This is a genomic window from Paenibacillus sp. 8b26 (assembly GCF_050626875.1).
Lineage (GTDB): Bacteria > Bacillota > Bacilli > Paenibacillales > Paenibacillaceae > Paenibacillus.
Window position 1 is genome coordinate 4,055,734 of the sequence record NZ_CP192445.1, and the last position, 16,565, is coordinate 4,072,298.

Genomic DNA, 16,565 nt, shown 5'->3' on the forward strand with positions numbered 1-16,565 from the left:
TAATTAGGAAGGAGGCCAACAATGAGCGAACGTAATGCCCGTAAAGTGTTAGTCGGTAAAGTAGTCAGCGATAAAATGGATAAAACGATTGTGATTGCTGTAGAAACTTACAAAAAACATGATCTCTACCATAAACGTATCAAAGTAACAAAGAAATTCAAAGCTCATGATGAAAACAACACCGCACAAATCGGTGATACTGTTAAAATCATGGAAACTCGCCCTTTGTCCAAAGACAAAAACTGGAGACTGGTCGAAATCATTGAAAAAGCTGTTATAATTTAATGTAGTGTAGTTTTTCCGAAAGGAGGATAAATAAATGATTCAACCATTTACACGTTTGACTGTAGCTGACAATTCCGGCGCGAAGGAACTGATGTGTATCCGTGTGCTCGGTGGTACGGGACGTCGTACAGCTCAAATTGGTGACCTGATCGTTTGTTCCGTAAAACAAGCAACACCAGGCGGCGTTGTCAAAAAGGGTGATGTAGTAAGAGCGGTTGTCGTTCGTACTAAACGTTCTATCCGCCGTAAAGACGGTTCCTATATCGGATTTGACGAGAACGCAGCAGTGGTCGTTAAAGAAGACAAGAGCCCACGTGGTACTCGTATTTTCGGACCAGTTGCTCGTGAACTTCGTGACAAGGACTTCATGAAAATCGTTTCCTTGGCTCCGGAAGTGATCTAAATTCACCTTAAAATGTGCCTGTAGGAGGTGTACGAAATGCCAAAAGTGAAAAAAGTTCTGGAATCCCATAACAACAAGCTGCACGTCAAAAAAGACGACACTGTTCTGGTGATTACTGGTAAAGATAAAGGTAAAAAAGGTCGCGTTATCGCTGCTTACCCTCGTCAAAACCGTGTGCTTGTGGAAGGTGTTAACATGATTAAAAAACACCAAAAGCCTAATCAGTTGAATCCACAAGGCGGCATCATCGAGAAAGAAGCTCCGATTCACGTTTCCAACGTTATGCACATTGATCCGAAGAGCGGAAAAGTAACTCGTGTTGGTTACAAAGTATTGGACAACGGAAAAAAAGTGCGCATTGCAAAACGTTCTGGCGAAGTGATCGACTAATTAATTTTCAAAGAAAGGAGGTCTATGATTCATGGCAACTACAAGAATGAAAGAACGTTTCTTGAAAGAAATTACTCCTGCCTTGATGCAGAAGTTTAGCTATACATCAGTAATGCAAGTGCCTAAAATCGAGAAAGTTGTAATCAACATGGGTGTTGGCGACGCTGTCCAAAACTCCAAAGTTCTCGATTCGGCTGTGAGCGACATGCAGTTGATCGCTGGTCAAAAACCAGTAATCACTCGCGCAAAAAAATCTATTGCAGGTTTTAAATTGCGTGAAAACATGCCGATCGGTGTTAAGGTAACACTTCGTGGCGAGCGTATGTATTATTTCTTGGACAAATTGTTCAATATCACGCTTCCTCGCGTACGTGACTTCCATGGTGTTTCAACAAAAGCTTTCGACGGACGTGGTAACTACACGCTTGGTCTGAAAGAACAATTGATCTTCCCGGAAATCGAGTACGATCAAGTTGATAAAGTTCGTGGTATGGACATCGTTATCGTAACGACTGCCAAAACTGACGAAGAGTCCCGTGAGCTTCTGACTCAACTGGGCATGCCTTTCGCAAAGTAATGTTGGCATAACGTTTTGGGCGTCTGATATAAGAGACACCCTGTTCTCCGAAACTATTTAGGAGGTGTCAGGCTAAGTGGCAAAAACTTCAATGAAAGTCAAACAACAACGCACACCAAAGTTTAAAGTTCGTGCTTATACTCGTTGCGAGCGTTGTGGTCGTCCACATTCGGTACTGCAAAAGTTTAAGATCTGCAGAATTTGCTTCCGTGAATTAGCTTATAAAGGCCAGATTCCTGGCGTGAAAAAAGCAAGCTGGTAAAAAGTCCTGTTTGGGAAGGAGGTTTATACACAATGACTATGTCTGATCCAATTGCAGATATGCTTACTCGTATTCGTAACGCGAACACAGTTCGTCACGAAACAGTAGAAATGCCTGCATCTACAATGAAAAAACAAATCGCCGACATCCTGAAACGTGAAGGATTCATTCGTGATGCGGAATTTGTTGAAGATAGCAAACAAGGGATCATCCGTGTTTTCTTGAAATACGGTGCAAACAACGAACGTGTTATTACAGGTTTGAAAAGAATCAGTAAACCAGGTCTTCGTGTTTACACGAAGAGCAACGAAATTCCACGCGTTCTGGGTGGACTCGGGATTGCGATCATTTCGACATCCAAAGGTATCATGACCGACAAAGAAGCACGTCAGTCTAAAGCCGGCGGAGAAGTGGTTTGCTACGTTTGGTAAGATAACGTTTAAAAGATAGGAGGTGCAACAGATATGTCCCGTATTGGTCGTAAGCCAATCACAGTACCAAGTGGTGTTGACGTAACTTTGAACAACACAGCGATCACAGTTAAAGGTCCTAAAGGAACATTGACTCGTGAGCTTCATAAAGACATGTCCGTTACTGTGGAAAACAATGAAATCAACGTAATTCGTCCTTCGGACAACAAACTTCACCGCTCTTTGCATGGAACAACCCGCAGCGTTGTCAACAACATGGTAAGTGGTGTAACTGAAGGATTTTCAAAATCTCTGGAGCTGGTTGGGGTCGGATATCGTGCAAGCAAATCCGGAGATAAAATCGTTCTGAACGTTGGATACTCTCACCCGGTTGAAATCACACCGGAAGCGGGCATCGAATTCGAAGTTCCTTCGAACACTAAAATCATCGTTCGCGGAATTGATAAAGAGCGTGTAGGTGCCTATGCTGCTAAAATCCGTTCCGTTCGTGAACCTGAGCCGTACAAAGGTAAAGGGATTAAATACGAAGGCGAGCGCATCATTCGTAAAGAAGGTAAAGCCGGTAAGAAGAAATAAGTTTCTTACCGACTTTGTGCGGTCTTTCTGCCGGAAAGACTTCGTACTTCTTTTTTACCCAGTGCGTCTTAGTATAAAGCTTTAAAAGGCAAACTGAAGGGAGTGAAAACTTAAGATGATTACAAAACAAGATAAAAATAAAGCACGTGTCAGAAGACATCTGCGTGTACGTAAGAAAATCGAAGGTACGGCTTTGCGTCCTCGTTTGAACGTATTCCGTTCTTCCAAACATATCTACGCACAATTGATTGATGATGTAGCTGGTGTAACATTGGTATCTGCATCCACTATGGATAAAGAACTGAGCAGTGAGATCAAAAACGGTGGTAGCGTAGAGGCAGCTAGTAAGGTTGGCGAACTCGTTGCTAAACGTGCAAAAGAACAAGGTCATGCTAACATCGTATTTGACCGTGGTGGATACTTGTATCATGGACGGATTCAGGCTTTGGCTGATGCAGCTCGCGAAGCAGGCCTTGAATTCTAAGACATTTCTCAAAAGGAGGTTAACGACTTGCGTGTAGATCCGAACACTTTGGAACTGACTGAAAGAGTAGTAAATATTAATCGTGTAGCTAAAGTTGTCAAAGGCGGACGCCGTTTCAGCTTTAGTGCTCTGGTAGTAGTAGGCGACGGTAACGGCTGGGTAGGCGCCGGAATCGGTAAAGCTGGCGAAGTACCTGATGCGATTCGCAAAGGTATTGAAGATGCTAAGAAAAACTTGGTTCACGTTCCGCTTGTAGGAACAACTATTCCTCACCTTGTTACAGGTAAGTTCGGTGCTGGCCGGGTTCTGTTGAAACCGGCATCGGAAGGTACTGGAGTTATCGCTGGCGGTCCGGTTCGTGCTGTACTGGAACTTGCTGGTGTAGGTGATATCTTGACAAAATCTCTGGGTTCTTCGAATTCCATGAACATGGTCAATGCGACATTGGAAGGTTTGTCCCGCTTGAAACGCGCTGAAGAAGTTGCAAAATTGCGCGGCAAATCCATCGAAGAGCTGCTGGGCTAAGGAGGGAATGTCATGGCGAAATTAGAAATTACCCTCGTTCGTTCGTTGATCGGTCGTCCTGGTACACAAAGAACGACTGTTAAAACGCTCGGCTTGCGTAAAATCAACCATAAAGTAATTCAACCCGACAATCCAGCGATTCGCGGGATGATCAATCAAGTTAGCCATTTGGTTTCTGTTAAAGAAATCGAGGCATAGGAAATAAAGCATTTTAACAATAATCAAGGAGGTGCAACGAACGATGAAGTTACATGAGCTTTCCCCAGCTCCAGGCTCCCGCAAAGAACGTAAACGTTTGGGTCGTGGTCCTAGTAGCGGTACGGGTAAAACTTCTGGTCGTGGTCATAAGGGTCAAAACGCTCGTTCCGGCGGTGGTGTACGTCCGGGCTTCGAGGGTGGTCAAAACCCACTGTATCGTCGCTTGCCTAAACGCGGTTTCGTAAATCCTACTCGTAAAGAGTATGCGGTTTTGAATATCGAAGATTTGAACAGTTTTGCAGCGGGTACAGAAGTAAGCCCTGAGTTTTTGCTGAACAATGGCATTGTGAAAAACGCGAAATCCGGAATTAAAATTCTGGGTAACGGTGAAATCACTGTGAAATTGACAGTTAAAGCGAACAAGTTCTCTCAATCTGCGGTAGAGAAAATTGAAGCTGCCGGCGGTAAAACCGAGGTGATCTAATGTTCAAGACCCTGAAAAATATATGGCGGGTTGAGGATCTTAGAACCCGAATCCTGTTTACCCTGTTTATACTGTTTGTATATCGTATTGGCTCCTTCGTGCCGGTTCCCGGCGTGAACAAGCAAGTCTTTACTTCTCAGGATCAGGCAGGAAGCGAGTTGTTTGGACTCCTTAACACCTTCTCAGGGGGCGCTTTGTATCAGTTCTCGATCTTCGCCCTCGGGATTATGCCATATATTACAGCGTCCATCATTGTACAGTTGCTGTCAATGGACGTTATTCCGAAACTTGCGGAATGGGCTAAACAAGGAGAGCATGGTAAAAAGAAGTTGGCTCAACTTACACGGTATGGTACGGTAATACTGGGCTTGATTCAAGCATTCGGAACGTCGATCGGCTTTAACCGACTGTATGGTGCAGCGATGATTCCAGGAGCCACTTTTGCAGATTATCTGGTAATAGCTATTGTGCTTACAGCAGGAACTACGTTCCTTATGTGGCTAGGTGAGCAAATTACCGAAAAGGGAATCGGCAACGGTATCTCTATCGTTATCTTTGCAGGGATCGCGGCAGGTATTCCAAGACATATTCGGACGGTTGTAGAATCCCAGTTTATTCAGGCAGATCAACTGTTTATGAATATTCTGAAGGCAATTATTATTGCCTTGGTGATTATTCTGATTATTGTGGGTGTTATCTACATCCAGCAAGGTATTCGGAAAATCCCGGTACAATACGCCAAACGTGTAGTTGGTAACAAAATGTACGGTGGCCAGAATACGCATATTCCGATGAAAATTAATGCGGCAGGCGTTATTCCGGTAATCTTTGCGGTATCATTGCTGCAATTCCCGACAATTATTGCGAGTTTTTGGGCAGATCATGCTTGGGCGAAGTGGATTACCACTTACTTGTATTATGACAAGCCGCTGGGTATGGTTTTGTATGTCGTAATGATTATCGGTTTCACATTCTTCTATACCTTTGTACAGATGAATCCGCAGCAAATGGCCGACAATATGAAGAAAAACGGCGGTTATATTCCGGGAATTCGCCCGGGTAAAGCCACGGAGAAATACCTGACACGAGTAATGTCACGTTTGACAATGACAGGAGCTTTGTTCCTGGCAGTCATATCCGTATTGCCGGTATTCTTCGGTTCGCTTTCGGGCTTGCCTCGTTCCGTGCAAATTGGCGGTACTTCATTGCTCATCATTATCGGTGTAGCATTGGATACGATGAAGCAGATCGAAAGCCAACTGATCAAACGCCATTACAAAGGCTTCATCAACAAATAGGCAACAGGTTCCGGCTTAGGATGTTCGCATACTTACCGGCACCTTTTGTGCTGTTTCTTGTGTAGGGGTCGTCTTGAGGAGTGACAGATTGTGAATATTTTAATCATGGGCCCTCCGGGGGCTGGTAAAGGTACACAAGCAGATGTCATTGTGAAGGAATTCGGCATTCCTCATATCTCGACAGGTGACGCGTTTCGCCTGGCGATGAAACAGGGAACACCTATTGGCATTAAAGCCAAGGAATATATCGACAAGGGTGAACTTGTTCCGGATGATGTAACGATTGGCATCGTTGAAGAGCGGCTGCAACAGCCGGACTGTAAGAAAGGTTTCTTGCTGGACGGTTTTCCAAGAACTTTGGCTCAGGCTGAAGCCTTGGATCAAATTTTGGGCCGTTTGGATACGAAGCTTGATGATGTCATCGACCTGAAAGTGGATCGTGACAAATTGTTGGTACGAATCACAGGACGGCGAGTTTGCAAAATCTGTGGAACTAGCTATCATGTTGTCTTTAATCCTCCGAAGGTTGAAGGCATTTGCGATAAAGATGGCGGGGAGCTCTATCAGCGCCCTGACGATAACGAGGATAGCGTAAGAACACGACTTGACGAATATAGTAATAAAACAGCACCACTCCTCACGTTTTATGAGAACCAGAATCTTCTGCGTCATATTGACGGAGAACAGGATATTGATGTGGTTTCCAAAAATATCGTGTCCTTGTTGCGGGGTTAGCTGTAATGATCATTTGCAAGTCGGGGACGGAATTAAGCTTTATGAGGAAAGCTGAGAGAGTGGATACGGAAACGAATCATTTCTTGGTGGAACACATCGAGCCCGGTATGACGACCGGTGAACTTGATCATTTAGCTGATCGGTATATTCGCAGTCAAGGAGCTGTGCCGTCTTTTAAAGGTTATAACGGTTTTCCTGCCAGCATTTGCGCTTCAGTCAACGAACAACTGGTGCACGGATTTCCCGGCAAACGCAAGTTAAACAAAGGCGATATCATCGCGAAGACTCGCCAGTTTACAATGTCGCATGCCATTCGGCAATATATTGAGAATCCAAACCGTGGTATTCCCGAACAGGGGCCGAGGCTGAAAACTGGCATGGTGCTAGCTATTGAACTCATAGTTCATATAGGTTATCGCCATGTGGGGGCGCTGGAAGACAACTGGACGGTCGTAACGGTGAACGTGGCCTCTCGTGCTCGTAACGAGCAAGCGGTGGCGGTCACAACGGACGGCATGGACATTTTCACGAAACTGAGTGCGTAGGTGATTTGAATGATTCAGCAAGGAAACCTGCAAATCGGTCAGCTGGTGAAGATTCTGAAAGGCAGAGATGTCGGACAGATTGCGGTTGTCGTTTCTATAGCGGACAGCAGGTTTGTATATATTGCGGATGGGGACAAACGAAAGTTTGATCAGTCGAAGAAGAAAAACGTTCTTCATCTGATGCCTCAGCCCAAGATTAGTTGCGAGGTTGTAAACAGTTTAAACGAAAGCGGTCGGGTGACAAATGGAAAGCTGCGTCATGCAGTGAAAACTTTCTTGGAGTCGTCCGAATACCAAGCTGAAGAGAAAGGAGACTGACTTTGGCCAAAGAAGATGTCATTGAGGTTGAAGGTACGGTAATCGAGCCACTGCCGAACGCTACGTTCAAGGTAGAGCTGGAGAACGGTCATCAAATTCTTGCACATGTTTCCGGAAAACTGCGGATGCACTTTATCCGTATTTTGACAGGCGACAAGGTGGTTGTACAGTTATCGCCTTACGATTTAACTAAAGGCCGTATTACGTACCGCAAGTAATTCATGCAGGTTTAATTAAACGTACGTCATTTAAAAAAACTTGTTTTGCTCGGCAAAACGATGTGAATGTTCACGAAGCGAGTTTTACCAGGGTAAAGCTTGGAGGAGGTAATCAACATGAAGGTAAGACCTTCTGTAAAACCTATTTGCGAGAAATGCAAAGTCATTCGCCGTAAAGGGAATGTAATGGTTATTTGCGAAAATCCGAAACACAAACAAAAACAAGGTTAATAGAAGGGGGTGTAGCGTAAAATGGCTCGTATAGCTGGTGTGGATTTGCCACGTGACAAACGCGTTGAGATCGCCTTGACTTACATTTTCGGAATCGGTAAAACGACTTCTCAGAAAATTTTGAAGGAAACAGGCATCAGTGCAAACACGCGTGTTCGTGATTTGACTGAAGATGAAGTGAGCAAATTACGTGAAACGATCGACAAAGAAGTTAAAGTAGAAGGCGATCTGCGTCGTGAAATTTCCTTAAATATTAAACGTCTGACTGAGATTGGCTGCTACCGTGGTGTTCGTCACCGTCGTGGATTGCCTGTTCGCGGACAACGTACCAAAACTAATGCTCGTACCCGTAAAGGTCCTCGTCGGACTGTAGCGAACAAAAAGAAATAAGAAGGGAGGATAACATTCAATGGCTAAACCGAAAAAAGTTGTACGTACAAAACGCCGTGACCGTAAAAATATCGAGACTGGCGTGGCACACATCCGTTCCACGTTCAACAACACGATCGTTACGATCACAGATCCACACGGTAACGCAATCTCTTGGGCCAGCTCAGGCGGCATGGGATTCCGTGGTTCCCGTAAATCTACTCCATTCGCAGCTCAAATGGCCGCAGAAACTGCTGCTAAAGCTGCAATGGAACACGGCATGAAGACTGTCGAAGTCATGGTTAAAGGACCAGGCGCAGGACGCGAAGCAGCAATCCGCTCTTTGCAAGCAGCTGGACTGGAAGTTAACCTGATTAAAGACGTAACTCCGGTACCTCATAACGGATGCCGTCCTCCAAAACGTCGTCGCGTCTAATGAGATTTCTCCTCTGCGTGTAGTATAAATCCGGCGCAAACTGCCAAGAATGGATGTTTAGGCATACTGCATGATAGACTATGGATAAGGTGAATGTTTCATATAGGAGCGACGTTTTGAAGGAGGGATATTGCAGTGATAGAAATCGAAAAGCCGAAAATTGAGACGGTAGACGTCAATGATGATGGCACCTATGGAAAATTCGTAGTAGAACCGCTGGAACGCGGGTACGGTACGACGCTAGGAAACTCGCTTCGCCGTATTCTGTTATCCTCGTTACCGGGGGCAGCAGTCACATCGGTTCAGATCGATGGAGTTTTGCACGAATTTGCAACGGTTCCCGGTGTGAAGGAAGACGTAACGGAGATCATACTGAACCTGAAAGCTTTATCGCTTAAAATCCACTCGGATGAAGAGAAGGTACTCGAAATCGATGCGGAAGGCGAAGGAGTTGTAACGGCAGGAGATATCCGTGCGGACAGTGATGTGGAAATTCTTAATCCGGATCTTCACATTGCTACGCTCGGACCGGGTTCGAGACTTCACATGCGTATTTTCGCCAATCGCGGTCGCGGTTACGTTAAGCAGGATCGGAATAAACGTGATGACCAGCCGATCGGCGTCATTCCCGTCGACTCCATCTACACTCCGATTTCACGCGTGAACTATGGCATAGAAAATACGCGTGTCGGCCAGGTTACGAATTATGACAAGCTGACACTTGAGGTTTGGACTGACGGAAGTATCCGCCCTGAGGAAGCAGTAAGCCTTGGAGCAAAAATTTTGACCGAGCATGTGATGTTGTTCGTAGGTCTAACTGACGAAGCAAAAGATGCGGAAATTATGGTCGAAAAAGAAGAAGACAAGAAAGAAAAAGTTCTTGAAATGACGATCGAAGAGCTGGATCTCTCCGTCCGTTCCTATAACTGCCTTAAGCGCGCTGGTATCAATACGGTACAAGAACTCACTACTAAATCTGAAGAAGATATGATGAAGGTCCGCAACCTGGGCCGCAAATCTTTGGAAGAAGTACAAGAGAAGCTCGAGGAACTTGGTTTAGGACTTCGTACGGAAGAATAGTACAGCAACGTTTTTGTGAAGGAGGGGAAACTACATGGCATACCAAAAATTGGGCCGTAACTCCAGTGCCCGTAAAGCTTTGTTTCGTGATTTGGTAACCGATTTGTTCTTGTACGAGCGTATCCAAACTACTGAGGCTAAAGCGAAAGAAGTTCGTTCTATTGCTGAAAAACTGATCACTAAAGCGAAAAAAGGAGATCTGCACGCACGCCGTCAAGTGGCTGCGTTCGTTCGCCGTGAAACTTTGGATGGTGAGCAGGATGCAATCCAAAAGCTGTTTAGCGAATTGGCTACACGTTACACTGAGCGTCCAGGTGGATACACTCGTATCCTGAAATTGGGACCTCGTCGTGGCGATGCCGCTCCAATGGTATATCTGGAACTGGTTGACCGCGCGTAAACAGGCGAAGATGAGGGAAGGGTGGACAGAATCAGCTTGATTCTGAACAACCCTTTTTTTCTCTTGGAGGAGTCCTTGAGGGGCTTCTCCTTTGTTATGTACGGTTATTCCTTATAAGGCCAGTGAATACCCCGCAAAGGTGTGAGAGACATGCGGAACTTGTGCATGAAGGTGAACTATGACGGAACCCGCTATGATGGCTTTCAGACGCAGCCCAGTGGTAATACCATTCAGGACTATCTTGAAAATGCTATTTACTCATTGACGGGCGAACGTCTTAAAATCACAGGCTCAGGCCGCACAGACGCAGGTGTACATGCATATGGACAGGTATTCAATTTTCATACTGAATCACCGATTCCGGTACAGCGCTGGTGTCTGGCACTCAATGCCTGGCTTCCTCGTGATATCATCGTTACGGATGCGAAAGAGGTGCCGTTGTCCTTTCATGCACGCCGTATGGCGAAGCGGAAGACGTATCGGTACAGCATTAATGCGAACCGGTTTCCGGACATCTTTCACCGTCGTACACAGGCACATCACCCGACGAGTTTGGATATACGAGCGATGGAGGAAGGGCTGGCCCATTTGATCGGCACTTTTGACTATACATCGTTCGCATCCCGACGTTCCCAGAAAACGAACCATGTCCGTACAATTTACGAAGCCTACATGATGGTAGACCATTCCTTTTCACGTCCGGATTCGGATGATCAGGGAATTATTCATACTTATATTACTGGCAGCGGTTTTTTGCAGCACATGGTTCGGATCATTATGGGAACTTTGCTGGAAGTGGGAGAAGGCAAAAAATCGGCGGGTGATATTCCTTCCATTTTAGAAGCCAAGAATCGCTCAAAGGCCGGTCCTACGGCTGTTGGACATGCTTTGATTCTCTGGAATGTGGAGTACGACGAAAACATCAAAAAACATTGATTTTACCCTTGCAGAATTGATGGTTATCCTGTAATATAAAAGTTGTGTTTTCTTAATGGCTTTCCCACAGCCCCAATTAAGACGATCACTTTCAAACAACATCTAATCCATCAATAATGCAGCAACTTAACGAACGAAGATAAATGATGATTTCTGTTAACGAACTTAAGGAGGAAACTTTTCATGCGTACTACGTATATGGCGAAGCCAAATGAAGTTGAGCGCAACTGGCACATCATTGATGCCGAAGGCAAAACGCTCGGCCGTCTGGCAAGCGAAGCGGCTGCGTTGATTCGCGGCAAACACAAGCCACAGTTTACACCACATGTGGACACAGGTGATTTTGTTGTTGTAATCAATGCGGAGAAAATCGTATTGACTGGTAAGAAAATGGAGAAGAAGAAATACTACCGTCACTCCCTGCATCCGGGTGGTCTGAAAGTAACGGTTGCACAAGACATGGTTAAGAACAAGCCTGAGCGTATGCTGGAATTGGCTGTTCACGGTATGCTTCCTAAAACTCGTCAAGGCGAGAAAATGAAGCTGAGACTTAAAGCTTACAAAGGCGCAGAGCATCCACATGCAGCACAAAAACCTGAAGTTTACGAACTTCGCGGATAATTAAAAGGGAGGACAGTTTCATGGCACAAGTACAATACTATGGGACAGGTCGTCGTAAACATTCGGTAGCTCGTGTTCGTCTCGTACCGGGTGAAGGACGCATTGTCATCAACAAGCGTGATATTAATGAATATTTCGGTTTGGAAACACTCAAACTGATCGTAAAACAACCATTGAACCTGACTGAAACAGTGGGTAGCTATGACGTACTCGTTATCGCTCATGGTGGTGGTATCTCTGGTCAAGCAGGCGCAATTCGCCACGGTATTTCCCGTGCTCTGCTGAAAGCAGATCCGGAATTCCGTCCAGCTTTGAAAAAAGCAGGATTCCTGACTCGTGATCCACGTATGAAAGAACGTAAAAAATACGGTCTCAAAGCCGCTCGTCGTGCACCACAGTTCTCGAAACGTTAATATTTCGAATACAGAAGAACCTTTTCCTTATGGAAAGGGTTCTTTTTTTGATTTTATAAATATTTTTTAAAAAAATATCCACATGTGGATAAGTGCTACAGCTGCCCTAACTAGAATGTTTGATTCATCCTCAACCCTTTATGTAACCAGATAGTAAAGGGTAGGAGTGAATTATAAAGCCGTATGGACACAAAATAACCGCCTTGATTGCAAGGAACACTCGAAGTTGTCCACGTTGTGATCAAAGGCAGTTATATTATGCACAATCGTATTTGTTTATTTCAAATCCAGTTATCCCGTTATGTTCATAACCTGTGACTAAATACAACAAGAAGTGAATACTTAACATACTTCCGTATAATCGTCTTAGCTTAGCGCAGTTATACGTCTATAGTTCGGTCTCCACATGAGTTCACGAAGCGACTGCTCTATATGATCTGGTTGGACACTGGCTGTACCGTCCTGTATAGCTGCTTTGGCCACAGCTAAGGCTACAGCAAAGGATACCTCTTTCAGCTTGTGTACACTGGGGAGAAGGGCGCTTCCGGGTTTAGTGCTGTCCACCATCTCGGCTACAGCATTTGCAGCGGCAGTAAACATACTTCCAGTGATCGTCTTGGCCTGTACTGCAATCGCGCCAAGCCCCAATCCTGGGAACACAAATGCATTGTTCGATTGTCCAATCTCATAAACCGTCCCTTCATAGGTAGCAGGCTCAAAGGGGCTTCCAGTAGCGATAAGCGCCCTACCTTGTGTCCAGCGGATCAGATCCTCTGGAATTGCCTCTGCGAGCGCTGTAGGGTTAGACATAGGCATAATGATAGGCCGTTCAACGTGGTTAGCCATTTCTTTTATAATTTTCTCTGAGAAAGCCCCGTGGACACCTGAGGTGCCTATCAGTATAGTAGGCTTAATCTGACGAATGACCTCAAGCAGAGTAATTTTACCGTCATCGGACCGTGCCCATGAACGTACTTCGTCTTCGGAACGTAGATAGGGCTTTTGAAAATCGAATATATTCTCCATCCCCTCGGTTAACAGCCCTCGGTAATCATAAGTCCAAAAACGTTGGCTGCTTTCCTTCTCAGATAGTCCTTGCTTCATCATAGCATCTCGAATTTGGTCGGCATTTCCAATCCCTGCAGCACCGGGGCCAAAAATAAGAATACGTTGCTTCTGCAGCGGAATTCCCGTCACCTTTAACGCCGAAATAACAGCTGCTAATGTAACCGCACCCGTTCCTTGTATGTCATCATTAAACGTGAGAATATGTTCTCCGTACTTTTCCATAATATTACGGGCATTAACATTACCCATATCTTCCCAATGAGGAAGTGCCTTCGGGAACTGTCCCAATGTATGCTGTACAAACGCTTCAATTAAACGGTATACTGCTCTCCACGCACCCGCTGTTGTCGATTACCGATGTAGAGAGGGTCTTGTAGCAGTTTTTTCATTGTTCGTCCCAACATCTAAAACGACAGGTAGCACACGCCCCGGATTAATACCAGCTGCCGCTGTATACACCACTAACTTACCTATGGCGATCTTAATGCCTCCCACACCCCAATTCCCGATACCGAGTATGCTTTCGGAGTCAGTAACCACGATTAAGTCTACATTGTCAGCGCTCAATTGCATGTTGGCAAAAGCCTGTGCGATGCGTCCACATTATTAATGGAAAGATATACCCCACCGGGACGATGAAACTCATGGCTGTATTCCTGAATAGCTTGACCTACGGTTGGTGTATAGACAATCGGAAGCATTTCGCTCAGGTGATCCGTAAGGAGACGATAGTATAAGACCACATTTCGATTATCAAGTCATTCAACGAAGCATTCTTACGCAGCGTGGTTGGTTGAGCGAGAAACTGCTTGTACGCACGTTCGGCCTGCTCTTCCAAGGTCAGGACCGTCGGAGGCAGTATACCTTCAAGCCCCAACTCCTTCCGTTCATTCGGTGTAAAGGCGACACCCTTGTTTAAAAGCGGATTGGCGAGTACATCTTTTCCTTTGAGCGGAGTAGCGAGCGAACCGTCTTTGTTGACGTAAAAAGCTTCCATTCAAGCGAACCTTCTTTCTATGACTGATTACTTTTAGTTACCAAGTAACTTTAGGATGATTTCCAAATGTATTGTATAAGAATATTTTATATAAAGTCAATGAACTTGGTTGGATACGGAGGATAGGGTTATAAAATGCTTGCAGGGCAACGATTCTACATTTTTAGGGCCAAAGATTGTATGCATAAGGACACAATCCCTTGGATTGACAATGCACATGAAAGTTTTATACTTTATTTATTCTTATTAGTTTAGTCGGTATTGGAATGCTGGAATTTATTTATGAATCTTCATATGGAGGCGCATTGAAAATGAACTTGTTGGAGAAAGAAGAGTTGATCAAAGTCAAGGCAATTGAGCTGGAAGAGGCTACGCCTGAGGAAATTATTCAGTATGCTGTTCATACGTTTCCGAATCTTACCTTTGCTTGTAGCTTTGGGGCGGAGGATGTAGTGCTTGTAGATATGCTGCAAAAAATTAGTCCCTCCAGTGATGTTTTTTATTTGGACACTGACTTTCATTTTCAAGAAACGTACGATACGCGTGATCAGATGAAGGAAAAATACAACATGGATTTTGTGCGGGTATCTCCCTTAATTACTCCGGAAGAGCAAGCGGCCAAGCATGGAGAAGAGCTTTGGAAATCAGATCCCAACACATGCTGTGGTATACGTAAAGTAGAGCCGCTGACACGTATTTTATCGCAATACGATGCATGGATTACTGGGATCCGCCGAGATCAGGCTCCTACCCGTGCAAATGCAAAAAAGATAGAATATGACGAAAAATTCGGTCTCGTTAAATTCAACCCGTTGGCGAGCTGGACATCAGAGGACGTGTGGAACTATATTCATACACATAAAGTGCTGTATAATCCGCTACATGATCGTAACTATCCCAGCATCGGTTGTGAGCAATGTACGCGTGAAGTCCTTTCAGGCGAAGATCCTCGTGCTGGTCGCTGGTCAGGCAGTGAGAAAACGGAATGTGGACTCCATCAATAACGATAAACAAGTAGCTGTCAATCTCATTTATGAACAGAAAGGAAGTGCATTATGGCTGCAATTCTTCCGCATGGTGGAACGCTTGTCGATAGAATCATTACAGGCCCAGAGCAAAAAACACTTTTGCAGGCCGCCCGTGAATTGTTTCCTATCCGTGTAAACTCGTGGACTATTTCCGATCTGGATTTGATTGGAGTGGGGGCATTTTCTCCGCTGACAGGGTTTATGAACGAAGCCGACTATCGGTCGGTGGTAGCGGATATGCGTCTTGCCGATGGTACAGTCTGGAGTATCCCCATTACGCTTGCGGTTACGGAGATCATAGCCGGGGAACTTACATTGGGTCAACAGGTCGCTTTAGTGGGTGAAACGGACGGTACCATATATGCTGTACTTGATATTGAGAGTATATATCAGGTTGATCAGGCAGAGGAGGCCAGACGTGTATTCAAGACAAATGATCCGGCGCATCCTGGCGTTAAAAAACTTTTGGAGCGACCAGCTACTTATGTAGGGGGATCTGTGCAGGTGCTGAATCGGCCAGAACCCGCACAATTTGGTGAGTTTTATTACACACCGGCGCAGACACGCAATCATTTTGCTGAAAAAGGCTGGAAAACAGTAGTCGGATTCCAAACACGTAATCCCGTACACCGGGCGCATGAGTACATCCAAAAAAGCGCGATGGAGATTGTCGATGCGTTATTTCTGAATCCGCTCGTGGGTGAAACCAAGTCAGATGACGTTCCGGCAGATGTGCGTATGAAGAGCTATCTGGTGCTGCTGGACAACTATTATCCGGCTGACCGTACCTTTTTGGGCGTATTTCCTGCTGCTATGCGATATGCTGGCCCGAGAGAGGCTATTTTTCATGCCATTGTACGGAAGAACTACGGGTGTACCCATTTTATTGTAGGAAGGGACCATGCGGGTGTAGGAGACTACTACGGTACGTACGAAGCACAGGATATTTTCAAAAACTTCACACCTGAGGAACTGGAGATTACCCCGTTGTTCTTCGAACACAGCTTTTATTGTACCCGATGTGGAAATATGGCCTCTAGCAAAACTTGCCCTCATCCCAAGGAACATCATTTGACGCTTTCAGGCACCAAAGTGCGGGAATTGTTACGTTCAGGGGTTTGCCCGCCACCTGAATTTACACGACCGGAAGTCGCCCAAGTGTTGATTGAAGGTATGAAAGAATTTGTTCATTCCTGAGTTGTACTATTTACACGCCTCGTCCCATATAGATCATTAGTATCTGTATAGGGACGGAGG

26 protein-coding genes and 1 pseudogene are annotated in these 16,565 nt (G+C 45.2%); 26 read left to right on the forward strand and 1 reads right to left on the reverse strand.

Annotated features, from left to right (window positions below; translation table 11 throughout):
- Positions 1 to 21: 21 nt before the first annotated feature.
- From rpsQ to rpsI, 24 genes are all read left to right on the forward strand, one after another.
- Positions 22 to 285: a 30S ribosomal protein S17 gene (rpsQ, locus tag ACQ4MX_RS18640; protein ID WP_025685934.1), complete on the forward strand. Its 264-nt coding sequence runs from the start codon at positions 22 to 24 to the stop codon at positions 283 to 285.
- A gap of 34 nt (positions 286 to 319) precedes the next feature.
- Positions 320 to 688 (forward strand): 50S ribosomal protein L14, encoded by a 369-nt coding sequence (gene rplN, locus ACQ4MX_RS18645; RefSeq protein ID WP_007432573.1) that lies wholly within the window; start codon positions 320 to 322, stop codon positions 686 to 688.
- 36 nt (positions 689 to 724) lie between these two features.
- The gene (rplX, locus tag ACQ4MX_RS18650) at positions 725 to 1,078 is read left to right on the forward strand and encodes a 50S ribosomal protein L24 (RefSeq protein ID WP_013312155.1); all 354 of its coding nucleotides are present in this window, start codon (positions 725 to 727) and stop codon (positions 1,076 to 1,078) included.
- Positions 1,079 to 1,109: 31 nt separating this feature from the next.
- Positions 1,110 to 1,655: a 50S ribosomal protein L5 gene (gene rplE / locus ACQ4MX_RS18655; RefSeq protein WP_025685933.1), complete on the forward strand. Its 546-nt coding sequence runs from the start codon at positions 1,110 to 1,112 to the stop codon at positions 1,653 to 1,655.
- Between the two features lie 76 nt (positions 1,656 to 1,731).
- Positions 1,732 to 1,917: a type Z 30S ribosomal protein S14 gene (locus tag ACQ4MX_RS18660; RefSeq protein ID WP_013312154.1), complete on the forward strand. Its 186-nt coding sequence runs from the start codon at positions 1,732 to 1,734 to the stop codon at positions 1,915 to 1,917.
- A 32-nt stretch (positions 1,918 to 1,949) separates the two neighbouring features.
- A complete protein-coding gene (gene rpsH / locus ACQ4MX_RS18665; RefSeq protein ID WP_014278308.1) occupies positions 1,950 to 2,348 on the forward strand; it encodes a 30S ribosomal protein S8 in 399 nt (132 codons plus the stop codon).
- 33 nt (positions 2,349 to 2,381) lie between these two features.
- Entirely contained in the window at positions 2,382 to 2,924 is a 543-nt protein-coding gene (gene rplF / locus ACQ4MX_RS18670) for a 50S ribosomal protein L6 (protein WP_014278307.1), read from the forward strand.
- A gap of 115 nt (positions 2,925 to 3,039) precedes the next feature.
- The gene (rplR, locus tag ACQ4MX_RS18675; protein ID WP_431086587.1) at positions 3,040 to 3,408 is read left to right on the forward strand and encodes a 50S ribosomal protein L18; all 369 of its coding nucleotides are present in this window, start codon (positions 3,040 to 3,042) and stop codon (positions 3,406 to 3,408) included.
- A gap of 27 nt (positions 3,409 to 3,435) precedes the next feature.
- Positions 3,436 to 3,933 (forward strand): 30S ribosomal protein S5, encoded by a 498-nt coding sequence (rpsE, locus tag ACQ4MX_RS18680; RefSeq protein ID WP_013312151.1) that lies wholly within the window; start codon positions 3,436 to 3,438, stop codon positions 3,931 to 3,933.
- A 12-nt stretch (positions 3,934 to 3,945) separates the two neighbouring features.
- Complete coding sequence (gene rpmD, locus ACQ4MX_RS18685; RefSeq protein WP_014278305.1) at positions 3,946 to 4,131, forward strand: 50S ribosomal protein L30; 186 nt, start codon at positions 3,946 to 3,948, stop codon at positions 4,129 to 4,131.
- A gap of 43 nt (positions 4,132 to 4,174) precedes the next feature.
- Positions 4,175 to 4,615, forward strand: a complete 441-nt coding sequence (gene rplO / locus ACQ4MX_RS18690) for a 50S ribosomal protein L15 (protein ID WP_013312149.1) — start codon at positions 4,175 to 4,177, stop codon at positions 4,613 to 4,615.
- Positions 4,615 to 5,913, forward strand: coding sequence for a preprotein translocase subunit SecY (gene secY, locus ACQ4MX_RS18695; RefSeq protein ID WP_025685931.1), 1,299 nt, complete (start codon positions 4,615 to 4,617; stop codon positions 5,911 to 5,913). Before rplO ends, secY begins: the two co-directional genes overlap by 1 nt.
- A 90-nt stretch (positions 5,914 to 6,003) precedes the next feature.
- The gene (locus ACQ4MX_RS18700) at positions 6,004 to 6,648 is read left to right on the forward strand and encodes an adenylate kinase (RefSeq protein ID WP_431086591.1); all 645 of its coding nucleotides are present in this window, start codon (positions 6,004 to 6,006) and stop codon (positions 6,646 to 6,648) included.
- Positions 6,649 to 6,653: 5 nt separating this feature from the next.
- Positions 6,654 to 7,193 carry a M24 family metallopeptidase gene (locus ACQ4MX_RS18705; RefSeq protein WP_431086593.1) on the forward strand — a complete coding sequence of 180 codons (540 nt, stop codon included), beginning with the start codon at positions 6,654 to 6,656 and terminating at the stop codon, positions 7,191 to 7,193.
- 9 nt (positions 7,194 to 7,202) lie between these two features.
- Positions 7,203 to 7,511 (forward strand): KOW motif-containing protein, encoded by a 309-nt coding sequence (locus ACQ4MX_RS18710; RefSeq protein WP_431086595.1) that lies wholly within the window; start codon positions 7,203 to 7,205, stop codon positions 7,509 to 7,511.
- A gap of 2 nt (positions 7,512 to 7,513) precedes the next feature.
- Positions 7,514 to 7,729 (forward strand): translation initiation factor IF-1, encoded by a 216-nt coding sequence (gene infA, locus ACQ4MX_RS18715; protein WP_006212898.1) that lies wholly within the window; start codon positions 7,514 to 7,516, stop codon positions 7,727 to 7,729.
- Between the two features lie 117 nt (positions 7,730 to 7,846).
- Positions 7,847 to 7,960, forward strand: a complete 114-nt coding sequence (rpmJ, locus tag ACQ4MX_RS18720; RefSeq protein ID WP_003333770.1) for a 50S ribosomal protein L36 — start codon at positions 7,847 to 7,849, stop codon at positions 7,958 to 7,960.
- A gap of 21 nt (positions 7,961 to 7,981) precedes the next feature.
- Complete coding sequence (gene rpsM, locus ACQ4MX_RS18725) at positions 7,982 to 8,350, forward strand: 30S ribosomal protein S13 (RefSeq protein WP_007432560.1); 369 nt, start codon at positions 7,982 to 7,984, stop codon at positions 8,348 to 8,350.
- Between the two features lie 19 nt (positions 8,351 to 8,369).
- Positions 8,370 to 8,765 carry a 30S ribosomal protein S11 gene (gene rpsK, locus ACQ4MX_RS18730; RefSeq protein WP_013312144.1) on the forward strand — a complete coding sequence of 132 codons (396 nt, stop codon included), beginning with the start codon at positions 8,370 to 8,372 and terminating at the stop codon, positions 8,763 to 8,765.
- A 135-nt stretch (positions 8,766 to 8,900) separates the two neighbouring features.
- The gene (locus ACQ4MX_RS18735) at positions 8,901 to 9,845 is read left to right on the forward strand and encodes a DNA-directed RNA polymerase subunit alpha (RefSeq protein WP_014278300.1); all 945 of its coding nucleotides are present in this window, start codon (positions 8,901 to 8,903) and stop codon (positions 9,843 to 9,845) included.
- A gap of 34 nt (positions 9,846 to 9,879) precedes the next feature.
- The gene (rplQ, locus tag ACQ4MX_RS18740; protein WP_013312143.1) at positions 9,880 to 10,245 is read left to right on the forward strand and encodes a 50S ribosomal protein L17; all 366 of its coding nucleotides are present in this window, start codon (positions 9,880 to 9,882) and stop codon (positions 10,243 to 10,245) included.
- A 150-nt stretch (positions 10,246 to 10,395) separates the two neighbouring features.
- Positions 10,396 to 11,181, forward strand: coding sequence for a tRNA pseudouridine(38-40) synthase TruA (truA, locus tag ACQ4MX_RS18745; RefSeq protein WP_431086598.1), 786 nt, complete (start codon positions 10,396 to 10,398; stop codon positions 11,179 to 11,181).
- Between the two features lie 183 nt (positions 11,182 to 11,364).
- A complete protein-coding gene (gene rplM, locus ACQ4MX_RS18750) occupies positions 11,365 to 11,802 on the forward strand; it encodes a 50S ribosomal protein L13 (protein WP_014278298.1) in 438 nt (145 codons plus the stop codon).
- Between the two features lie 20 nt (positions 11,803 to 11,822).
- Positions 11,823 to 12,215 carry a 30S ribosomal protein S9 gene (gene rpsI, locus ACQ4MX_RS18755; protein WP_013312140.1) on the forward strand — a complete coding sequence of 131 codons (393 nt, stop codon included), beginning with the start codon at positions 11,823 to 11,825 and terminating at the stop codon, positions 12,213 to 12,215.
- Between the two features lie 366 nt (positions 12,216 to 12,581).
- Here the strand turns inward: rpsI and ACQ4MX_RS18760 are convergent.
- Positions 12,582 to 14,280 (reverse strand): annotated as a pseudogene (locus ACQ4MX_RS18760) (NAD-dependent malic enzyme).
- A 311-nt stretch (positions 14,281 to 14,591) separates the two neighbouring features.
- On the opposite strand from ACQ4MX_RS18760, the gene ACQ4MX_RS18765 reads away from it, so the two are divergent.
- Both ACQ4MX_RS18765 and sat read left to right on the forward strand, forming a co-directional pair.
- Positions 14,592 to 15,284 carry a phosphoadenylyl-sulfate reductase gene (locus tag ACQ4MX_RS18765; RefSeq protein WP_431086600.1) on the forward strand — a complete coding sequence of 231 codons (693 nt, stop codon included), beginning with the start codon at positions 14,592 to 14,594 and terminating at the stop codon, positions 15,282 to 15,284.
- A gap of 51 nt (positions 15,285 to 15,335) precedes the next feature.
- Entirely contained in the window at positions 15,336 to 16,505 is a 1,170-nt protein-coding gene (gene sat / locus ACQ4MX_RS18770) for a sulfate adenylyltransferase (protein ID WP_149096342.1), read from the forward strand.
- Positions 16,506 to 16,565 lie beyond the last annotated feature (60 nt).